The 19505-nt window shown below is 57.3% G+C and carries 18 protein-coding genes and 1 pseudogene; 7 read left to right on the forward strand and 12 right to left on the reverse strand.

Annotated elements, in window-relative coordinates; genetic code table 11:
* Positions 1-84: 84 nt before the first annotated feature.
* Positions 85-233 (reverse strand): annotated as a pseudogene (locus ACIQU2_RS02010) (DinB family protein); the annotation flags it as partial.
* Positions 234-479: 246 nt separating this feature from the next.
* Between ACIQU2_RS02010 and ACIQU2_RS02015 the strand changes: the two are divergent.
* Together ACIQU2_RS02015 and ACIQU2_RS02020 are read left to right on the forward strand one after the other, a co-directional pair.
* Positions 480-3110 carry an EAL domain-containing protein gene (locus tag ACIQU2_RS02015; protein ID WP_403138085.1) on the forward strand — a complete coding sequence of 877 codons (2631 nt, stop codon included), beginning with the start codon at positions 480-482 and terminating at the stop codon, positions 3108-3110.
* 158 nt (positions 3111-3268) lie between these two features.
* Complete coding sequence (locus ACIQU2_RS02020) at positions 3269-3742, forward strand: GNAT family N-acetyltransferase (protein WP_403138088.1); 474 nt, start codon at positions 3269-3271, stop codon at positions 3740-3742.
* A gap of 4 nt (positions 3743-3746) precedes the next feature.
* On the opposite strand, the gene ACIQU2_RS02025 is transcribed toward ACIQU2_RS02020, so the two are convergent.
* Positions 3747-4172 (reverse strand): hypothetical protein, encoded by a 426-nt coding sequence (locus tag ACIQU2_RS02025; protein WP_347804280.1) that lies wholly within the window; start codon positions 4170-4172, stop codon positions 3747-3749.
* A 198-nt stretch (positions 4173-4370) separates the two neighbouring features.
* Between ACIQU2_RS02025 and ACIQU2_RS02030 the strand changes: the two genes are divergently transcribed.
* Positions 4371-4742: a PH domain-containing protein gene (locus ACIQU2_RS02030; protein WP_046049313.1), complete on the forward strand. Its 372-nt coding sequence runs from the start codon at positions 4371-4373 to the stop codon at positions 4740-4742.
* Positions 4743-4778: 36 nt separating this feature from the next.
* Positions 4779-5444, forward strand: coding sequence for a DUF2268 domain-containing putative Zn-dependent protease (locus ACIQU2_RS02035; protein WP_347804282.1), 666 nt, complete (start codon positions 4779-4781; stop codon positions 5442-5444).
* Here the strand turns inward: ACIQU2_RS02035 and ACIQU2_RS02040 are convergent.
* The 4 genes from ACIQU2_RS02040 to ACIQU2_RS02055 form a co-directional block, all read right to left on the reverse strand.
* Positions 5412-5708: a hypothetical protein gene (locus ACIQU2_RS02040; protein ID WP_403138092.1), complete on the reverse strand. Its 297-nt coding sequence runs from the start codon at positions 5706-5708 to the stop codon at positions 5412-5414. The genes ACIQU2_RS02035 and ACIQU2_RS02040 overlap by 33 nt on opposite strands.
* 116 nt (positions 5709-5824) lie before the next feature.
* Entirely contained in the window at positions 5825-7501 is a 1677-nt protein-coding gene (locus tag ACIQU2_RS02045; RefSeq protein ID WP_403138095.1) for an MFS transporter, read from the reverse strand.
* A 277-nt stretch (positions 7502-7778) separates the two neighbouring features.
* Positions 7779-9962, reverse strand: a complete 2184-nt coding sequence (gene speF / locus ACIQU2_RS02050) for an ornithine decarboxylase SpeF (RefSeq protein WP_403138098.1) — start codon at positions 9960-9962, stop codon at positions 7779-7781.
* 137 nt (positions 9963-10099) lie between these two features.
* A complete protein-coding gene (locus ACIQU2_RS02055; protein WP_403138100.1) occupies positions 10100-10987 on the reverse strand; it encodes a serine hydrolase domain-containing protein in 888 nt (295 codons plus the stop codon).
* A gap of 297 nt (positions 10988-11284) precedes the next feature.
* Between ACIQU2_RS02055 and ACIQU2_RS02060 the strand changes: the two genes are divergently transcribed.
* Positions 11285-12073, forward strand: a complete 789-nt coding sequence (locus ACIQU2_RS02060) for a DeoR/GlpR family DNA-binding transcription regulator (protein WP_403138103.1) — start codon at positions 11285-11287, stop codon at positions 12071-12073.
* Between the two features lie 46 nt (positions 12074-12119).
* On the opposite strand, the gene ACIQU2_RS02065 is transcribed toward ACIQU2_RS02060, so the two are convergent.
* Positions 12120-12272: a MoaD/ThiS family protein gene (locus tag ACIQU2_RS02065; RefSeq protein ID WP_403138310.1), complete on the reverse strand. Its 153-nt coding sequence runs from the start codon at positions 12270-12272 to the stop codon at positions 12120-12122.
* A 151-nt stretch (positions 12273-12423) separates the two neighbouring features.
* Positions 12424-13275 (reverse strand): CAP domain-containing protein, encoded by an 852-nt coding sequence (locus ACIQU2_RS02070; protein ID WP_403138106.1) that lies wholly within the window; start codon positions 13273-13275, stop codon positions 12424-12426.
* 175 nt (positions 13276-13450) lie between these two features.
* On the opposite strand from ACIQU2_RS02070, the gene ACIQU2_RS02075 reads away from it, so the two are divergent.
* Both ACIQU2_RS02075 and ACIQU2_RS02080 read left to right on the forward strand, forming a co-directional pair.
* Positions 13451-14071: a cell wall hydrolase gene (locus ACIQU2_RS02075; protein ID WP_403138109.1), complete on the forward strand. Its 621-nt coding sequence runs from the start codon at positions 13451-13453 to the stop codon at positions 14069-14071.
* Positions 14072-14533: 462 nt separating this feature from the next.
* The gene (locus ACIQU2_RS02080; protein WP_403138111.1) at positions 14534-15436 is read left to right on the forward strand and encodes a universal stress protein; all 903 of its coding nucleotides are present in this window, start codon (positions 14534-14536) and stop codon (positions 15434-15436) included.
* Between the two features lie 353 nt (positions 15437-15789).
* Here the strand turns inward: ACIQU2_RS02080 and ACIQU2_RS02085 are convergent, their stop codons facing one another.
* The 4 genes from ACIQU2_RS02085 to ACIQU2_RS02100 form a co-directional block, all read right to left on the reverse strand.
* Positions 15790-16206, reverse strand: coding sequence for an SRPBCC domain-containing protein (locus tag ACIQU2_RS02085; protein ID WP_403138113.1), 417 nt, complete (start codon positions 16204-16206; stop codon positions 15790-15792).
* 241 nt (positions 16207-16447) lie between these two features.
* Positions 16448-17872 (reverse strand): diguanylate cyclase, encoded by a 1425-nt coding sequence (locus ACIQU2_RS02090; protein ID WP_403138115.1) that lies wholly within the window; start codon positions 17870-17872, stop codon positions 16448-16450.
* 194 nt (positions 17873-18066) lie between these two features.
* Complete coding sequence (locus ACIQU2_RS02095) at positions 18067-18357, reverse strand: hypothetical protein (protein ID WP_347804947.1); 291 nt, start codon at positions 18355-18357, stop codon at positions 18067-18069.
* Positions 18358-18758: 401 nt separating this feature from the next.
* Complete coding sequence (locus ACIQU2_RS02100; protein ID WP_347804946.1) at positions 18759-19484, reverse strand: Crp/Fnr family transcriptional regulator; 726 nt, start codon at positions 19482-19484, stop codon at positions 18759-18761.
* Positions 19485-19505 lie beyond the last annotated feature (21 nt).

Raw genomic sequence — 19505 nt, forward strand, 5'->3', positions numbered from 1 at the left:
ACTTGCCTAAACATCGAAGGTTGATGGTCGTTCCGGGTTATGCATATGCAGGCCACGGCACCGGTGCGTAGTGACGAGCTTTATTTATACGCAAGATCGGGATGGAATGAGAAAGACTAAATTTGTATCAACTATGTCAATACCAGCCTGTGAAAGCAGCGTAGTAACCTGGCCACGGTGATGGGTTTGATGGTTAAAAAATGCATGACCAGGCTGTAAAAATCCTTATCGGACAGCGACGAGACATGTGGTGAATGTTTAAAGGCGATCAAGCCGCACTCGCCTAACTTTTGCAAGTTGGGGCTGGACGTTCAGACAGGTCGAATGCTGCCGGTGCTGAAGCTAAGCGCTGGACTGGACTGGAACGGTAGCCGGCAGCGGGGAGATAAGCCCGGGAAGACATATGGTCACTCACCCTTCAGCAACTGCAGCCGATAGCTTGAGATGCAGCCGAATGCCTCAACGTCCAGCGGGAATATATGTCGAACAATCTCCCTTCTATCGCCCGCACATCGATCGATCGTTCCAGCGTATCGCTGGCACGCGCTTCTCTGTTCATGTTTGCGGGTCTATTGGCGGGCGTTTTTTTCCTTGCCAGCTATTCACTTGTTTATCTTGCGCATGATTTAGACCGAACGGAGGAGGTCGAAAGTGCTTTCTACACGAAGAAGGCCATGCAATCGCTGGAAAAATCGCTGCGGTCGACCGTCAAGGATTACGCATTTTGGGGCGATGCTTACAAGCACCTGCATGTTGAAATGGACGCTGACTGGGCGTACGTACGACAAAACGTCGGGACAACGCTTTACACGGATTTTGGATTTCCGGGCGTGTTTGTCGTCAACGACGTCAATCGCACTGTTTACTCTGTGGTCAAGGGTGAATTGAAGTCGGTTGAAGTCTCGGAATGGCTCGAGCAGTCCATTGACGCAACTCTCGAAACGGCTCGTGAAGGCGCGGAAACAGAGACGCCGACAACCGCCTTCATTGTCGTTGGAGGCGTACCCGCCTTGGTCGCGGCCGCGGCGATTACGCCGGGAACTGACCCGACCGTGGTGCCTGATGACAGGTCGCCGTCGGTGTTGATGTTCGTCGACATTCTGGACAGTGCCAAACTCGAGACGATAGGCCGGGATTACGGGGTGAATGGCCTGCGCGTCGCCACTTCCGACGAAATCGGCAAAACGTCTGTCTTTCCATTGGGCGAGGACGGTACTGCCGGCAGTTTGCACTGGAGTCCGTCCAGGCCAGGTCTGCGGTTATTGGGGCTAGGATTGCCATTGATCGGCATCGCCGCGCTTTTGGTGTGCCTGATGACCTGGGCCATCTTGCGTCGCACGACCGCGGGTGCGCAGGCGCTTGACGCCAGCTACACATCACTGCAAAGCAGTCAGGCTGCCCTCGCCACCAGCGAAGCGCGCTTTCGCGATGTCGTTGAAGCCAGCTCGGACTGGGTATGGGAAATAGACGCTGATTGGCATTTCACCTATCTATCCGAGCGATTTGAGGATGTAACAGGGCTCTTCAGGGACGCTTGGATTGGTGCAGCGATGGATGATCTGCTGAACACCGAATCAGGCACGTTATCTCAGTGGCTCAGCATCCCGAACCGTCGCCCGAATATCAGTGTTCAGTGCCGCTACGTCGATACTAGAGGCCAAGAGAGAATCACGCGTCTTTCGGCGCGAGAAATGGCCGGTGGAGGATTCCGGGGTACTGCAACTGATGTCACCGAGGAAGTCGAAGCCCGTCGAAGAATCGAATTTCTCTCACAGCATGACGCGCTTACCGGGTTGCCTAACAGGACACGGCTTCAGGAGTTTCTTGATGGTAAACTCAAGGCTTTGCCAACGGTAAAACAACCTCTGGTCATGCTCAGTCTGGACCTGGATCGATTCAAGCCGGTGAATGACCTGTTGGGGCATGCGGCAGGTGATCGGGTACTTAACGAAGTATCGAGCCGCCTGGCTGACTGCGTGCGCCACGGGGACCTTGTCGCCCGGGTCGGGGGTGATGAGTTTGTACTGATCCTGATCGATGTGAGCTCCCAGGAAGAAGTCGAGGCGCTATGTCGCCGCCTGATCGAGTCCATCGAGCGACCTATAGAGATCGATGAGCAGGAAGTGTTCGTCAGCGCCAGTATTGGCATCGCAATGGCGCCAAATGACGCGCGTGAGGCTACTGAGCTGCTTCGTTATGCGGATATCGCGTTGTACGAAGCCAAGGCCGGAGGACGTAATACCTGGCGCTTTTACGCGGGCGATATGAACGCGAAGATCATTGAGCGCCGCCGTTTGGAAAGTGACCTGCGTTTTGCGATCAAACACGGAGAGCTGCGGCTGCATTTCCAACCGCGCTATCGCATCGTTGACGGTCAGATGGTCGGTGCCGAGGCGTTGGTACGGTGGCAACATCCTGAGCTTGGCTTGATATCACCCGACACGTTCATCCCCATTGCCGAAGAAAGCGGGCTGATTCTTTCATTGAGCAACTGGGTCATCGATACCGCCTGCAGGTACGCCGCGCGGTGGCCGGAAAGTCTGTTCGTATCGATTAACCTTTCGCCCATCGAATTCAAGCGAGGCAATTTGGTAGAGCGCCTGCAGAAAATACTCTTCGACTCTGGCATCGATCCTGCCCGAGTAGAGCTGGAAATTACCGAAAACGTCATGCTCGAAGATGCTGAAGGTGCGCTTGAGATAATGCGTACGCTCAAACGCCTTGGCGTGCGCATATCCATGGACGACTTCGGAACGGGATATTCTTCGCTGAGCTACCTGCGCGCCTTCCCATTCGATGGCCTGAAAATAGACCGCAGCTTTTTAAACAGGCTGGGTGAAAGCGAGGGTGACAAGTCGATCATCCAGGCCATCGTGGGCTTGGGCCGCGCGTTGTCGCTCACCGTTACCGCAGAGGGCATTGAAACAGCCGAGCATCTGAAGTTACTGAAAGCGGTGTCGTGTGACGAAGGTCAAGGCTATTTCTTGAGCCGGCCGCTCGATACGTGCGCGTTCAACGCTTTGGTGGGGAGCTTAAATGATCGCTTGGTGTTTTCTACCTCCGCTTCAAATTTGACAAGCCAGCCCTCCACCAACACTATCTGCCCATGACCTACACACCCCGCACGCACATGATGCATTTCTCCATGCCCGCTTCTGGCGGGCCATGAGGTCATGCGTGCTTAGAATCTGACGTATTACCCAAGGCCCCGCCAGAAATGGACGGGGCTTTTTAGTTCTCCGTCCGCCACTGGCTAACGGAGATTGAAATGTTAGAGATTAAACGAGCCCGTCACGGCGATTGCCGGACGGCATTCGACATTCGCCTTCAAGCGATACGGTATCAATGCATCGGCGCCTATACCCCACAGCAACTGGACGTCTGGACGTCAGGGGCAGCCGAGGACGGATATTGCGGCCTGATGGAAAAACACTTTTATCTGGGGTGTATTCAGGGAGAACCGGTGGCGACAGGAATGCTTGATCTGGAGAGGCGCGAAATCGGCGCGATCTTTGTCCTGCCTGGCTTTATGCAGCGAGGCATTGGCAAGCGCATTCTGGATTACCTTGAGTGCCTGGCACGGGATTTGGGGCTGGAGGAAGTTCAACTGGACGCCACGTCGAACGCCGCTCACTTCTACCGGCGATGCGGTTTCGTCGGTGAGCAGACGGCTATTTACCAGTCGCCCTCCGGCCTGCAACTCGCTTGCATTCCGATGGTGAAGAGGCTGTTACGGACTTGAACAGCTACTTCGCTTTCCAGTGTCCACCGCCCGACTCGCAATCAATCTTCGCCTGACTCAAATGCTCAGCGCCGTAGTAATACGTAGTGACCTGAGCATTGTTCGGAATACTCAGCGACGTGCTGTTCTTGTCCTTGCTGGTGGCGTGAGGATTGGCCAGCGATTCTTGCGTCAACGTGGCGATGCAAGTGGCCTGAGAATGATCGGCGCACTGTTCGACTTTTTTCTTGGTGCTGGTCAGCATCTCCTTGCTCTCGTTGCTGCATGACCAATCGATGGCGTTCACCGGCATGCCTTCGTACTCATAGCAACTATGCGTTTCGACCACCGGAACGGATGGGCTTTGGGAGCGGGTCAGCACGTCACAGCCTTCAGCCATGACCAGGGCGGGACTCAGGCTGGCAAGCAAAAACAGCAGTCTACTGTTCATCGGGATTTCCTCTCCAATGGCGCCTTGTTTGATCAAAGATCAGCGCTGATAGGGTTTCGAAAGCGCGATGAGGCGCGGGGTTCCATTGTTTTTTAGATCCGCTGTGGGAGGGGGCGCAATAAGCGCAGGCCCGATGGTATGCTCGCCGCGCCACGCGCTGGCAATCCAGGGAACACTCTTTAAGGAAGGGGATGGCGGATGATCGATTTCAACAACAAAGGCTTTTTCAAACTCAAGCAAAACAACGAGTACGCGGAGCGAGTCACCGCGCTGCTGCTGGACGGTGAGCAGGTCATTGATGCCTATAAATCCATGCGCGACGGCGTGGTGTTTACCAACAAACGAATCATCGCGGTGAACGTGCAAGGCATCACCGGCAGCAAAAAAGACTTCACTTCGTTGCCCTACAAAAACATCGTCGCTTACTCCGTGGAAACCTCGGGCACCTTCGACCTGGATTCTGAGCTGGAAATCTACTTCTCGGCGCTGGGCAGAGTGAAGTTTGAATTCACTGGGAGGACGTCGATGGTCGAGATTTCCAAACTCATCTCACAGCATCTGCTGGGCTGAGTTTTCAGGCTTCGTGACAGTTTTTCAGAGGTAACAATGGACGCATGGACACTGCATTGGCTGGAAGCCTCGGGGAGCCTTGCCGAACTTCGCTCCGATTTGACCGGCGAATTTGACGCTGCTTACAAGACGATCTCCCGTTTGATGACGCCTGCGCGACTTGATGTGTTGATCCAGCGGCTCCCTGGCGAGACCATTCCTGAAATGGGCCTCTTGGGGCGGGCTTATCGAAGCACCATGTTCACGATGACCATCGACCCGGACAACCCGAATTTGTTGCCCAGCCTGCGCACGGGCACGCTGCATCGACAAATCGTCCATGAGGTTCATCATTGCTTGCGCATGGCGGGGCCTGGCTACGGTTGGACGTTAGGTGAAGCCTTGGTCAGCGAAGGACTTGCCGGACAGTTTGTCCGGCACTTGCTCGGCAACGATCCAGAGCCTTGGGAGTGTGCCGTTACCGACGCTGATCTGCTTCGCTCACCGGTCGACCGGAATACCCTTGAGTCCACGCACTACAATCACAGCGAGTGGTTTTTCGGATTGGGTGCTCACCCGAAATGGCTTGGCTATACGCTCGGTTATCAGATGGTTGGGCGCTGGCTTGCGTCAGTGGGCGAAATCGATGCTGCAACCTGGATCAACGCGCCTGCTCAAGATGTTGTCGCCTCAGCGCTTGAGGAAGGCATTGTGGTGCTCTGACCCAACGACCATCGTGGGAAGACCTGGAACGCGTTGAAAAATACCGGCGGGCGATTGGCGTGTTGCGTTCCTGACGAGCCGAACAAACAGATCAATTGCGCCCCGAACCGGGTAGCAGCAGGCTCCGCCAGCTGCTACACAGTACAAGTTGCATTCGACCGGGATGTCCTGAATTCGAAAGGCAGCAGGGAATGGCGTCACCCCGGCCTGCGCCGGGATGGCGAGCGCTAGCAGCATAAAAGCGCTTAACAGGATGCGGATCATGACGGTGCCCTCCATCAGTGCGCGGGGAAGGAACCCCGACGCAATGTGGATGAGCGTAGACCGTTTGATCGTCTCTGGATTGCCCTCTCCCTGGCAGGAGAGGGCGGGTGCCAGCCTTATGTGTGATGAATTTCCCGATCCTTGGTTTCCGGCAGGAAGAACGTGCCAAGAATAGCCGTCATCACGGCGATGACGATGGGGTACCAAAGCCCGTAGTAGATATCACCCGTGGCCGCGACCATGGCAAACGCTACCGTGGGCAGAAAGCCGCCGAACCAGCCGTTGCCGATGTGGTAGGGCAGCGACATCGAGGTGTAGCGGATGCGCGCCGGGAACAGTTCCACCAGCCAGGCGGCGATCGGGCCGTAGACCATGGTCACGTAGATCACCAGGATGGTCAGGAGCAGCAGCACCATTGGGTAGTTGGTCTTGGCCGGGTCGGCTTTCTCGGGGTAGCCGGCGTCCTTGAGCGCGGTGCCGAGGGTGGCGGCGAAGGCGTCGTTCTTGGCCTTGAAGTCGGCGCCCGGCATGCCGGTGCCCTCGAAGCTCTGGATCACCTTGTCACCGATGCGGACCTGCGCGACGGCGCCCGGTTCGGCCTTCTCGTTCTTGTAGGGTATGGCCCTCTTCGCCAGCACAGTCTTGGCGAGGTCGCAGGAGCTGGTGAATTTGGCCTTGCCTACCGGGTCGAACTGGAACGAGCACTGGTCGGGATCGGCGACCACAGTGACCGGGTTCTTCTCCTGCGCGATGAACACGTCGGGGTTACCGTATTGGGTCAACGCATGGAAGATCGGGAAGTAGGTCAGCGCCGCGAGGATGCAGCCGGCCATGATGATCCCTTTGCGGCCGATGCGGTCGGACAGGCTGCCGAATATGACGAAGAACGGCGTGCCGATCAGCAAAGAGCCGGCAATCAGCAAGTTGGCGGTCTGCGGTTCGATCTTCAGCGTCTGCAGCAGGAAGAACAGCGCGTAGAACTGCCCGGTGTACCAGACGACGGCCTGGCCGGCAGTGCCGCCGAGCAGGGCCATGATCACGATTTTGAGGTTGTCCCAGCGGGCGAAGGATTCGGTCAGCGGCGCCTTGGAGGACTTGCCTTCGGCTTTCATCTTCAAGAACACCGGCGACTCGCTGAGTTGCAGGCGGATATACACCGAGATGATCAGCAGCAGGATCGACAGCAGGAACGGAATCCGCCAGCCCCAGGCCTCGAAGGCTTCTGTGCCGAGGACCGTGCGGCAGGCGAGGATCACCAGCAGCGAGAGAAACAGCCCAAGGGTTGCAGTGGTTTGAATCCACGAGGTGAAGTAGCCGCGTTTGCCTTTCGGTGCATGCTCGGCGACGTAGGTCGCCGCGCCGCCGTACTCACCGCCCAGGGCCAGGCCTTGCAGCAGGCGCAGGGTGATCAGGATGATCGGCGCTGCCACGCCGATGGTCGCGTAGCCGGGCAAAAAACCCACGACGGCGGTAGAGATACCCATGATCACGATGGTGATGAGAAAGGTGTGTTTGCGCCCGATCATGTCGCCCAGGCGGCCGAACACGATGGCGCCGAAGGGGCGTACCGCGAAGCCCGCGGCGAACGCGAGCAGCGCGAAGATGAAGGATGTTGTCTCATTGACGCCGGCGAAGAAGTGCTTGGCAATGATCGCGGCGAGAGACCCATAAAGGTAGAAGTCGTACCACTCGAACACGGTGCCCAGGGACGAGGCGAAAATGACCTTGCGCTCCTCCTTGGTCATCCCGTGGTGGGGCGCGCTGCCCGTGGATGTGTTGTCGATTGCGGCCATGAGTCTTCTCCGTCGTTCTTGTTATAGGCCGGAGTACCTCACTTTCATTTGCCGCACCCAGGCCCTGGGGCTGATGTCGTCGGATTACTGATTGCGCGAAGCATGCACACAGGCTGACGGCCTCGCATCGCTGCAAGGTTTCCTGAAGCATAATCGGCTTCGCGCAGATATCCACTCGCCATCACGCTCAACCTCGGGCTGATTCCCCAATGTGAGCTGCATAGCGACCCGTCGCATCAATGGTTTCGGGCGTTTAATGTGGGGGCGGTGTGAAGACTCAAGCCTTGATCACGTACCCATAGGCTCGAATGCGACCACCTTCCTGTTTCAAGTACACGCCCTGGAGTTCCGGCGTGAAGCCAGGCAGTGAGTTGATACCTTCCTCCAGCGCCAGGAAGTATTTGAGCACCGCACCGCCCCATATTTCCCCGGGCACCAGGCAGAGCACGCCGGGTGGATAGGGAAGCGCACCTTCGGCAGCGATGCGACCCTCCGCGTCAGCCAGCGCCACCAGTTCGACGTTGCCACGGATGAATTCGAACTGCGCTGCTTGCGGGTTCATGGCTTTTTTCGGGAAGTGTTCCTTGCGGAACATCGCCTTCTGCAGCTGCTGGACGTTGTGGGTGCGGTAGAGGTCGTGCATCTCCTGGCAGAGTTGGCGAATGGTGTAGTTGCGATAGCGCTCCTGGTGCTGCGCATAGATGGCCGGCAACACCCGGCTCATCGGCGCGTCATCACTGATGAAGCGTTCAAAACGCGCGATCTGTGCGGCGAGATGAGTCATCTTCGCCCAGTCTTCGGCAGGGGTGAGCAGGAACAGAATCGAGTTCAGGTCGCACTTTTCCGGAACGATGCCATTCTCCCGCAGGAAGTTGGCAAGGATGCCGGCATGGATACCGAAGTCGGTGTAACTGCCATCGACGGGATCGATACCGGGCGTTGTGAACAGCAACTTGCAGGGGTCGATGAAGTATTGCTTGTCGGCGTAACCGCTGAAGGCATGCCAGCGATCCTTCGGATGGAATTCGAAAAACCGGATGTCGTTGGCGATGTCCTCAGTCGGATGGTCCTGCCAGGGGCGACCGTCAATGGTGTCCGGCACGAAAGGGCGAACCATGGTGCACGCTTCCAGAATCAATTTGCGCGCGTCGATGCCGAACTTCACACAGTCTTCCCACAGGCGCAGGCCACTGCGGCCGGAATGGATGCGCGCGTTCACATCCAGTGAGGCGAACAGCGGGTAAAACGGGCTGGTAGAGGCTTGGGCCATGAAGGCGTTGTTCAGCCGTGCATGGTTGCAATAACGGGCCTGGCCTTTGATATGGCGATCTTTCTTGTGGATCTGCGACGCCTGGGAAAACCCCGCCTGCTGTTTGTGCACCGATTGAGTGACAAAGATACCGGGGTCGTTCTCGTGCAGGTCGAGCAGCAGCGGCGAGCATTCCTTCATCATCGGGATGAACTGTTCGTAGCCCACCCACGCCGAGTCAAACAGGATGTAGTCGCACAGTTTGCCGATGCGATCGACGACTTGTCTGGCGTTGTAAATGGTGCCGTCATAGGTGCCCAGCTGAATGATCGCCAGGCGAAACGGCCGTGGCAGTTGGGCCTTGTCCGGTGCGACTTCGCTGATGAGTTCGCGCAGGTAATTTTCTTCGAAACAATGGGCGTCAATCCCGCCGATGAACCCATAAGGGTTGCGCGCGGTTTCCAGGTAAACCGGGGTCGCCCCCGCCTGGATCAACGCACCTTGATGATTGGATTTGTGGTTGTTTCGATCAAACAGCACCAGATCGCCAGGCGTGAGCAACGCGTTGGTGACCACCTTGTTTGAGGCCGATGTGCCATTGAGTACGAAGTAGGTCTTGTCGGCGTTGAACACCTGCGCCGCGTGTTTTTGCGCCAGAAGTGCCGGGCCTTCGTGGATCAGCAAATCGCCGAGTTTGACGTCGGCGTTGCACATGTCGGCGCGAAACAGGGTCTCGCCGAAGAAGTCGAAGAACTGCCGGCCAGCCGGGTGTTTGCGGAAAAACTGGCCGCCCTGGTGGCCAGGGCAGGCGAACGTAGCGTTGGCCGATTCGGTGTAGTGCTTGAGCGCGTCGAAGAACGGCGGCAGGAGACTTTCTTCATAGGCTTTTGCCGCTGTTTCCAGTTGGTTGCCATGGTATTCGGCGTTGTTGCGCGAGGGGTCAAAAATGCCATTCACCTGAAGCAGAACATCTTGCAGGTGCTTGTAGACGTCCCGGACGCGGTTGCCGGAACCAGGGGAGGCGACGAGAAAAATGGGGATATCGAAACCGGTACGCTGCAGGGCGTCCAGGGCGCCCGCCATCACATCCTCCACAGAGAACACCGCAACCGCGACGTCGGTGTAGTCGGTTTGATTGAGCGCAATCACTTCTCGGGAGGTCTGGAAACAATCGAACGCGGAATCACTGGCGGCTATTTTCAGGGCTTTCATGCGAGGAATCTCCTAGCGGACAGTCACTTGTCGGCTGTTTTTCAAGAGATCAATTTAGCGAGGGAGCCTTCAAGGTTCCCTGATCCAAATCATGTCGCCACTGGTTATAGACCATGCTGGGAAGGGTTACGGCTTTTCTACCGGCTTTTCCCAAGGACTGCCGACAGGCGCTCGACCACTTCTGCTTCGGCAACCCCTTCGTTGGCGCCTTCATGAAAGACAGCGCAACTCGCCGTGTCGTCCCCATCAACGCAGCGATAGACCGCCACTACGCTGCCTGGACCGGCGCCAGTGTGTCCGCTCAACGTCAGATCACCCATGACCAAACCCTGCATCAGGCCGAGAGCGTAGCCCGGGGAAGTCCACGGGCGACCGGGAATCGGGCCGCCGAGGACGCGTGCCGCTTGCATCGCTTGCAGCAGCGGGTTTGGCAGAAGGTGCCCGGCCAGCAGGCCGTCCAGACAAAGCGCGGCTTCCTCTAACGGGCCGACAAGTAAACCGTGATAGACCCAGCCGGGGTCGTAGGTTGGCGCGCTTCCCATGTTCACGCCCTCTAGATCGGCTCGCGTTTTGGCGAGGTGTACGCGGGATAAACCGAGGGGGGCGAACACACGCTCCGTGAGCGCTGCTTCAAGCGTGCGCCCAGTCACGCGTTCAATCAGTCGCACGACAAACAGATAGCCGACGTTCGAATAGCGCCAACCGTCCCCGGGTGCGTAGCGCAACCGGCTGGCATCAAGGCGTTGCAGCATGTCATCGGCCGACCAGGGCGTCTCATGGCGAGCCACGGCGTTGTGGTAGTCGGCGAGCTCGCCATAATCCGCCAGTCCGGCCTCGTGCCGCAGCAGTTGGCGCAGCGTGAAGGGGCCTTCAGCAACGGTGTCGTCCAGGTTGATCAACCCGTCACGCACCAGTGACAGCGCGGCAGCAGCGAGCACGGTTTTGGTAAAGCTCCACCAGGGCACCGTTGTATCCGGCATTTCAGGCGTGACGAGAGCGCCGTTCGATACAAGGGAACACAGCATGAGTCGACTCTGGATGGAGGAGGGAGCGAATGGCCCTTGGCTTCTGCTGATCAGGCATGACCCAACGCAATCGCGAACGAGACCACGATCATGCAGGCAAAGGCAAAATTTAGATTCATGAAGTTTTCATCCAAAACATTTGTGATGGCGCCATCTTGAATAGGTCACAAACAAATAAAAAATTCGGCTTCATGATTTGAATCATCGAAAGAATTGATGTCCGGGTGGTTTGTGTTTATCCCGCGCTTTGGCTAGTCTCGCACAAACACGCAATTACGCGCAAAAACGGGCGAAAGCATGCACGACTCACACTCAGCCGCCGAGCTCCCTTATCTGCGCCGGCAAAAAATACTATTGATTCTCGAACGTGACGGCAAGGTCATGGCTAGTGAGCTTAGCCAGCATTTCGCGGTGTCCGAAGATACCGTTCGCCGGGATCTGACGGAGCTGGCCACCGCCGGGCTGGTGCAGCGGGTGCACGGCGGGGCGCTGCCGCGGCCCAAGGACACCGGCAAGGATTTTTTCACCCGCGTCAGCGAAACCGATGAGGTGAAAACACACCTGGCGCAACTCGCCGCACGCCAGGTACACAACGGCCAGATTGTGATTTTCGATTCGGGGAGCACGACGCTGCAGATCGCCCGTTCTCTACCGTCGGACATTGCCATTACGGCCGTCACCGCCTCGCCGATGATCGCGATCACCCTGGCCGAATACAAAGGCATCACGGTGATTCTGGCCGGCGGACAACTCAATCCCGCGACCCTGTCGGCCAGCGGACATGAAACCCTGCGGCTGATCGAGGGCATCAAGGCTGATCTGCTGTTCACCGGCGTCTGTGCGATTCACCCGGAAGTCGGCATCAGCTCCCTGCATTTCGACGAGGTGCCGGTCAAACAGGCGATGCTCGCCAGCGCCTCCCACGTCGTTGCCGTCACCACCGCCGACAAACTGGGGGCGGTGGAGCCGTTCGTTGTCGCGCCGTGTCAGCGCATTCATACCCTGATCACCGAGCGCCACGTGGCGTCGGGCAATGTCGAGGATTATCAGAAGCTCGGGATTGAGGTGGTGCAGGTGGAGGCGTGAAGCGCGTTGGGCGTCGATCAGTCGGCCGATGTCGGACCGTCATGCTTCAGCCCCCGGTCACCGGCGGAAAAAAGGTGATCTCGTCAAAGTCCTCGATCGCCTGATCCGGGTGGCACAGCCCCTGGTTCAGGGGCATGCGCACCCAGGCTTGTGCCTGGGCCTCACGCTGGGTCGAAGTTTTTTCACCCACATCGACCATGTTCGCGAGGCCCTGGCTGTCGAGGTGGGTCAAGCGGTTGGGGGCGGTATTCACGTTTTCCGGTATGAGCAACCACTGACGGTCGCTGAAAAAAAGAAACCCGGAGCCCCATGACAGGGCTCCGGTTTTTTTTCTATCGGTCGTCCCGAACTCACTGCGCCCCGAACATCGCCGTCCAGTAAATCCCCGAATCACTCTTCGGATCTACCGCATACGCCGCGCCCAACTCCTGGTACTTTGGGTTCATCAGGTTCGCGCAGTGACCGGCGCTGGACACCCAGCCATCGACCACCTTGCGCACGGTGTCTTGTCCGGCAGCGATGGTCTCGCCGATCTGCCCGCCGCCATAACCTGCCAATTCAGCCCGGTCACCCGGCATGCGGCCATCGCGGTCCTTGTGGTCGAAGTAATTGTTGTTGGCCATCGACCGGGCGTGTTCCTCGGCCGCCGTCGCCAGCGTGGCGTTCCAGGCCAGTGGCGAGGTGGCGGCAAAGGATTGCGTGCCGCACTGGCGCGGCTGGCTGCGTGCGATGTTGAGCTCGGCCAGCAACTTCTGACCTTCCGCCTGCCAGTCGCCCAGGCGAGCGCTCAACAGTGGACGCGCCAGCACGATGCGCCACTCGCGGTCTTGGTGGCTGACGCCGACATCGACGAATTGCGGGTCCAGCACGATCTGGCAAAAACTCTCCTGAATCGCTTTCATCGCCGATGGCGCATCGCGCGGCCCGGACAGGCTGATCGCCTGTACGTTCTTCATCGGATAACCCGCGCTGGCCATCGCCTGCTGCAGATTGCCGATGTTGGTGGCGTCTAGCGCCAGCCGTGGATCGCCTGCCAGCGGCGGCAGTTCCTGCGATACCTGACCTGCGCAGCGCTGCACCTGGCTGCGGTAGAGGTTGATCGAATCAATCAGTTGTTTCTCGTCGGCCGCCAACGCATTCACGGCGACCAACATCCCCAGTGACAACGTGGCAAGACGCATAGCAGATGATTTGAAGCGCATGGAAATCCCCTTGAGCTGACTGCGCCCATGATGCGCGATTTCACCCCCGCGAGCGCAATGACTTTTCACGCCCCACGACAGTTTTTTTGTCCGTCTGTTGGAATGAATTTTGGCAACTACAATCAAGCAAAGTCGCCAGTGCGGCGTGCTTCCGGTTCCGTCCGAAGGGTCGATCATGCGAGTTATCTGGATAGCCACCGGCTTGGCAATAACTCTTCTCACCGACCATGCCATCGCGTCTGAGCAGGAGCAAAAAAAGGAAGTCGCCGAGGACAAGGCCGAGGTCCTTGAGCATAAAGCTGCGGAGAAGGGCGCCGATGTACCGGTGCCCAGGTCAGAAGCCATCACCACCTCCGAAGTTCAGGCAGTCGATCCCGTCGGTGCGTCGCCGCTGGACGATGCAATCACCTGTCTGGCCCGCTCCACGTATTGGGAATCCAAAGGCAAATCGTCCGCCGACATGGAAGCCGTCGCCAGCGTCGTCATGAACCGCCTGGGCCATGAGGGCTTTCCGGACACGGTATGCGCCGTGGTCAAGCAGGGTTCTAAAACCAAAAATTGTCAGTTCTCGTGGTGGTGTGACGGACGCTCGGATCAGGTCCAGGAAGAAACCCAATACGCGATTGCCAAGGAAATCGCGCGCAAGGCGCTCAACAAGCAACTGAAAGACCGAACCCACGGCGCGATGTATTTCCACGACAGAAAGGTGAAACCCGCTTGGGCCAGGAAATACATCAAGACCACCGAGACCTCGATGTTTCTTTTTTATAAGCCGCGTGGTGGGTCGTCGAAGTAGGGATTTCGCATGAGCGAGGTCCACGCCATCCTCAAAGCCTATGGCTTCAAACTCGGTCGACTGGGGGGGGAGTTACATCGACACCGATCTTTCCAAGTGCGAGTGCGTGAGCTATTACGGTTACACCGATGTTTGCACGGCGACCGTGGTGGCTTGCGAGTGATCCGCAAGGTCGGTTCCTTTCGGGAAGTACTGCCTTAACAACCTGTTGGTGTTCTCATTCGTTCCCCGTTCCCCGTTCCCCGTTGCCAAGGACGATGAGGATCACAAAGCCATACCCAACGGTCGCATTCGACCGATGCTGTTGAAAAAGTCGACCCGGCCAAGTGGGGGATTGATGGAATCCAGGCGTATATTGATAGTGTCGATCCAGATAGTTGAGGCGATAGTAAATCGTCGGTGGTGTGACAGGCGAGAGCGCTGGGGGGGAGCTAGATATCCCGGAACGTTTGGAGGTGTTACATGAGCCAATATCAACGACTCTTTCTGATAGCCGGTCCAGGCATGCGTCATACCCCGGCGTTGGAGCGAGCTGTCGCCATTGCCGAAGCCACTGGCGCAGCGCTGCACATCACGGTGTTTATCGAAGACTCCAACCTCTTGGGTTTGAAGAGCGCTGGTGCACGTTTTCGTGAGGCCTGTCAGCAAGAGAACGAAAAATGGTTGAAGGATGAGGCCGATCTAATACGCGCGCGCGGGGTCATGGTGAGTACCGAAGTGCTTGTCACGCGAACCGCGCTGCAAGAAATACTTCGGCATGTGGCAGAAATGCAGCCGGATCTGGTTATCAAGGACGTGCAACACGAGTCAGCGCTCAAACGCGTTTTCATTACGCCTCTGGATTGGCACCTGTTGCGCGAATGTCCGGTGGCGGTGCATCTGGTCAGCGAAATCAGGTGTCCACTTCCGCGGGTGGTAGTGGCGGCAGTCGATCCGTCACAACCTGAGACTCAGATCACTGGCATCAACGATCGCATCATCCAGGCGGCGAACGGATTGTCAATGCAATGCAGCGCGGAACTGCATCTGCTGCATGCCTACGATCTATCGCGGACACATATATCTGACGCAGGCGCTGGTGCAGTGACGATGCCAGGTTTCAGCAGCGAGGTGCGCAAGTCTCTGCAAAAGACATTTATCGCATTGGCCGACCACTATGGTGTGCCCACTGAGCGACAACACTTCGTTGAAGGGCCACCTGGCAAAGCGCTGGCGGACTTTGCAGCGCATCACCGGGCCGATGTGATCGTCATGGGAAATGCGCATCGCAAGGGACTGGGCAAATGGGTGGGCAGTACGACGGAGCATGTTCTGTATCAAGTACCCTGCAACATTTTCGCCGTAACGGGGTCTGCGGATCAGTGAATGGATTCGCTATTAAAAGACTCGCAAAGAGCGCCTCAGCGACTGGGGCGGGATTGTTTGAGGGCGCGTGTTGAGATATCCCGGTAGGTATCACCATTGGTTGCCGCGAAAAGCTCAAATCAAACAGCGTACGCCGACATGCCAGCAGCATGTCCGCTGGTCGCTCCTCGCCGACTCCGGCCATCCGCGACCAGTTGCAATCGACCCTTTGCAGACGCTCGCTAAGTTGCAGGATGTCTAAGGATTTTAGCGACCAATCCAACCCACCGCCGGAAGCGGGGAGACTGCAGCTAGGCATGAGCGAGTACGCGAAGCTTTAGGCGATCGGGTGCAGCATCTTATGGGCTGCGTTGTTACGCCGTGGTGCATTGCCGTTCGACGTAACGGGCGAAGCGGTCAAGGACGATTTGCCATTCTGTGCGCTGCTGATCTTCTGGTTGCGTTGATTCGGCGTCGAAGGTCTGACGAATAGTGACGCCCTTGTCAGTTTCGACAAAATCCAATCGAACCACGCGGCCCTCGTCGTCCCGAAACTCAATCAGTCTATTTAGCTCTATCTGCATGTAGGTGGCAGCGAAGTCGAATCCCATGCCGCCGTCATTGGCTTTAATGCGCAACAACAGCTTCCCGCCAACCTTCAGATCATTCGATGCCCTGGTGGTGTGCCAATCGTCAGAGGCGTCCCATTGCACGATGTCGTCGGGATTATTGAAAGCTCGCCAAGTGTCAGCGATGGGAGCGGCAATACTCGTTTCGATGTTGATCTTCATAATGTAATGACCATTTTCTAGTTCAGCGAATGGAAGCACTGAATGACGATTTAATCCATCGGTGAAGCACAACATCGGCGCTTTGCCGGTGTTGGGTTAGTACTGTACGGTGGTAGATCGCTCTTCCCGAAATGGCGGCAATTGGCCGATTGCTGCCTGTCGCGATGGGCAACAATCGATCAACACCCCTTGCCTAACGCCCAATGCTGTGGCGCAAAGCTGGGTATCGGTGCCGACGCTTTCACAGCGATTGGAGGCTGGTTTTGATGGTAGTGACCACACGGTTACGGCCTTCGTGTTTAGCGTGATACAGGCGTTGATCGGCTGTACGCAGAATGGCCTCGATGGTGTCGCCGTCGCGGCCAGATTGCGATACACCGATGCTCACGGTGACCACGGTTAACCGCTGCAGGCCATGAAAAGAATTATTTGCAACGGTGCTTCGCAGACGCTCAGCGATTACGTGCGCGCCTTCAAGTGAAGTCTGAGGTAGCAGTATCATGAATTCTTCCCCGCCCACTCGGGCTACGCCGTCATACGGCCGGATCGAATCGAGGCATTTCTCCACGAAGCTCTTCAGGATGTCATCGCCAACCTGATGCCCGAAGCGATCGTTGATGGACTTGAAATTATCCAGATCGAGTGCCAACACGGAGAACGGCTCACCGCCGCGCTTCGTCCGGCCAATTTCGACTTCGACCCGCTCCATGAACCGACGCCGATTATCAGCGCCAGTCAGTGGATCGGTCGCCGCAAGATGCCCGAGTTCTTGATTGGTGCGCTGGAGTTCCTGCAGGGCGCTCTCGGTATACGCCATCGCTTCGGCAAGACGCACCATCAACTCCTCTTGGCTGTAAATCTTCGAGAACGACCGCGTGGTGAGGAACGCTTGCACGACCCCATAGCTCAACATGAAGAATCCACCGGCGAAGATCGCATGAGCGAGCCACCACATGTGGTTCCACGGACGTGCAAGGATGAAGGCAAGCGATGACAGCGCGAACGCGGTGACCGAGATGACAAAAATCATCATCAGCGGCGAACGGATACGGCGCAGCAGGAGTATTGCCACGGTCAATGCGGAAAGAATGAGCGCACCACCTTCCATCGAGAGGCGCACCGCGAGATTGCCGGCGATCGATGAATTCGCGACGTACGCCACTGCCACATCAACCAGCAGGAACAGTCCTATCCAAGTCAACCACGGGCGGGCCTTCATTCGTTGGTCCGCAGCATCAGGTGGGCGGTGGTACGACAGCATTCCGACTAACAGCAGAATCGACATGACCAGTCGAGAGGCCGGTCCATAAAGCAGGAAGAGCCAGATATTGTGGTGTGCTTGCCCGGTGAACGCACCATGCAACGCGTAGATCAGTACAAAACCGAGAAAACCAAGCGTCATCCATCGCAGCAGCGGATCTCCCGATGACTGATAGCAGCGCCAGGTTACGTAAGTAACAAACAGGCCCGCCAATGTGGCTGCCGTGATCGCAATGATATGGAACAGGTGGTGTTCGAAAATAAGGGTGGGGTCTTGAAAGACGTATAAGTAGCCAATCAGATAGGCCGGAACAAACGCAAATCCTGCGAGCAGCAAGTAGGCATAAACCTTGACCATGAGGCGGACGGCTTCAGGTGGCTCGCCGCTGGCGATGAGATTGCTCATGGTTCCCTCCAAGTTGAAATCTATTTAGCCAACACCGGTCCGGTGTTGGCTCCAAAGCCGCCTACATGCCAACGGTCCCTCGCATCATTACGCAGATAGGGGATGGACCGACCTATGGCATTTCAATATTAGACTCCTTGCCGATTTCTGCTGCACAAGCAGGTAAAAATGTTCACGCGAACGCAAGGGGCGCGCTAATTGATCTGCACAATGACCGGGCCTTCCGTTACGACCGGCGGGGTCGCGTGGATGTGCGAGGCGTTTTTCTGAATCCAGTCGCGAGCGACTTTCATGCTCTCATCGGTGCCGGCCTTGTCCGTGCAAACAGTCACCGACATACCGCCATCACCGAGAGGTAGCAGTGTGTAGCTTGCGAGGCCAGCCACTTTTCTGAGGGCAGCTTCGACGTCGGCCTTTTGCTTTTCTAAAACATCGAAAAGCTGCTTTGCACCAGGACCTGAGTAGGTTCTTATGACCGCATACATAGTCGTCTCCCCACTTGAGTTTCAGTTCGTACCGATTTGTTGAGCTTAGTCAAACGCCGGTGACAAGCGAAATGCAACGACCACCGGCAGCTCCTGGCCGATTGCTGCCTATCGCTCTTGGCTGCTACTAGCCAAGAGCTGCCGCGCGCACATATCTACTAAAGCGGGGGATTCGCGGGAAAGGTGGTCTGTCGCTGCCTGCGATATCTTGGTGACGCTGAGTTCGGGACTACGCTAAAGCTTTGCGGGTCATTGATCAATTGTGACCCACTGTTTGCGCTGCATCCGTCCCTGGATCGCTTGTTCACCCTATTCTTATGCGGGGTTGGCGGGAGCAGTATCCGCTCGCTGACAGGTTTAAGGGACAGCCGGTATTGCCGCCGGCAATCAATTCGAACGCATCACTCGTCCTGACGACGGGTGTAATGCAACAGCCGATCGGTTTCGGTCTTGACCACCTGGTAGCACTCGCAGCTGAGCCGTTCCAGGCGCGCTCTATCCAGTACCGTGATCTGGCCTCGGCTGTACTCGATGACGCCTTGACGCTGCAGTTTGCCGGCCGCTTCCGTGACGCCTTCGCGGCGCACGCCCAGCATGTTGGCGATCAGCTCCTGGGTCATGTTCAGGCGATTGCCGTGCAGGCGATCCAGCGACAACAGCAGCCATCGACACAATTGCTGATCGATCGAATGATGGCGATTGCACAGGGCGGTCTGTGACATCTGCGTGATCAGCGCCTGGGTGTAACGGAGCATCAGCAGGAGCAGATCGCCATGACGGTTGAACTCTTTCTTGAGCTTTTGCCCAGGCAGGCGAAATGCACCACCGGCACTTTGCACCACCGCCCGACTGGATGTGCTTTCGCCGCCCATGAACAGCGCTATGCCGATCAAACCCTCGTTTCCGACCACGGCGATTTCGGCTGACGAGCCGTTTTCCGTGACATGAAGCAGGGAAACGATGGCGTCGGTCGGAAAGTAAACGTGCCGCAAGGTGTCCCCCGGTTCATACAGCACATCGCCCAGCGCCAGACTGACCTGCTCCAGATGCGGAACAAGGCGCTGGAGGTCGACGGCCGGTAGCGCCGCAAGTAGATGATTGTGGCTTGGATTGGGGGAGGCATGCATGACAGAGTATCCGTGGCGGAA

This window comes from Pseudomonas sp. NPDC098740 (assembly GCF_044760065.1).
In the GTDB taxonomy this organism is placed as follows: domain Bacteria; phylum Pseudomonadota; class Gammaproteobacteria; order Pseudomonadales; family Pseudomonadaceae; genus Aquipseudomonas; species Aquipseudomonas rossensis.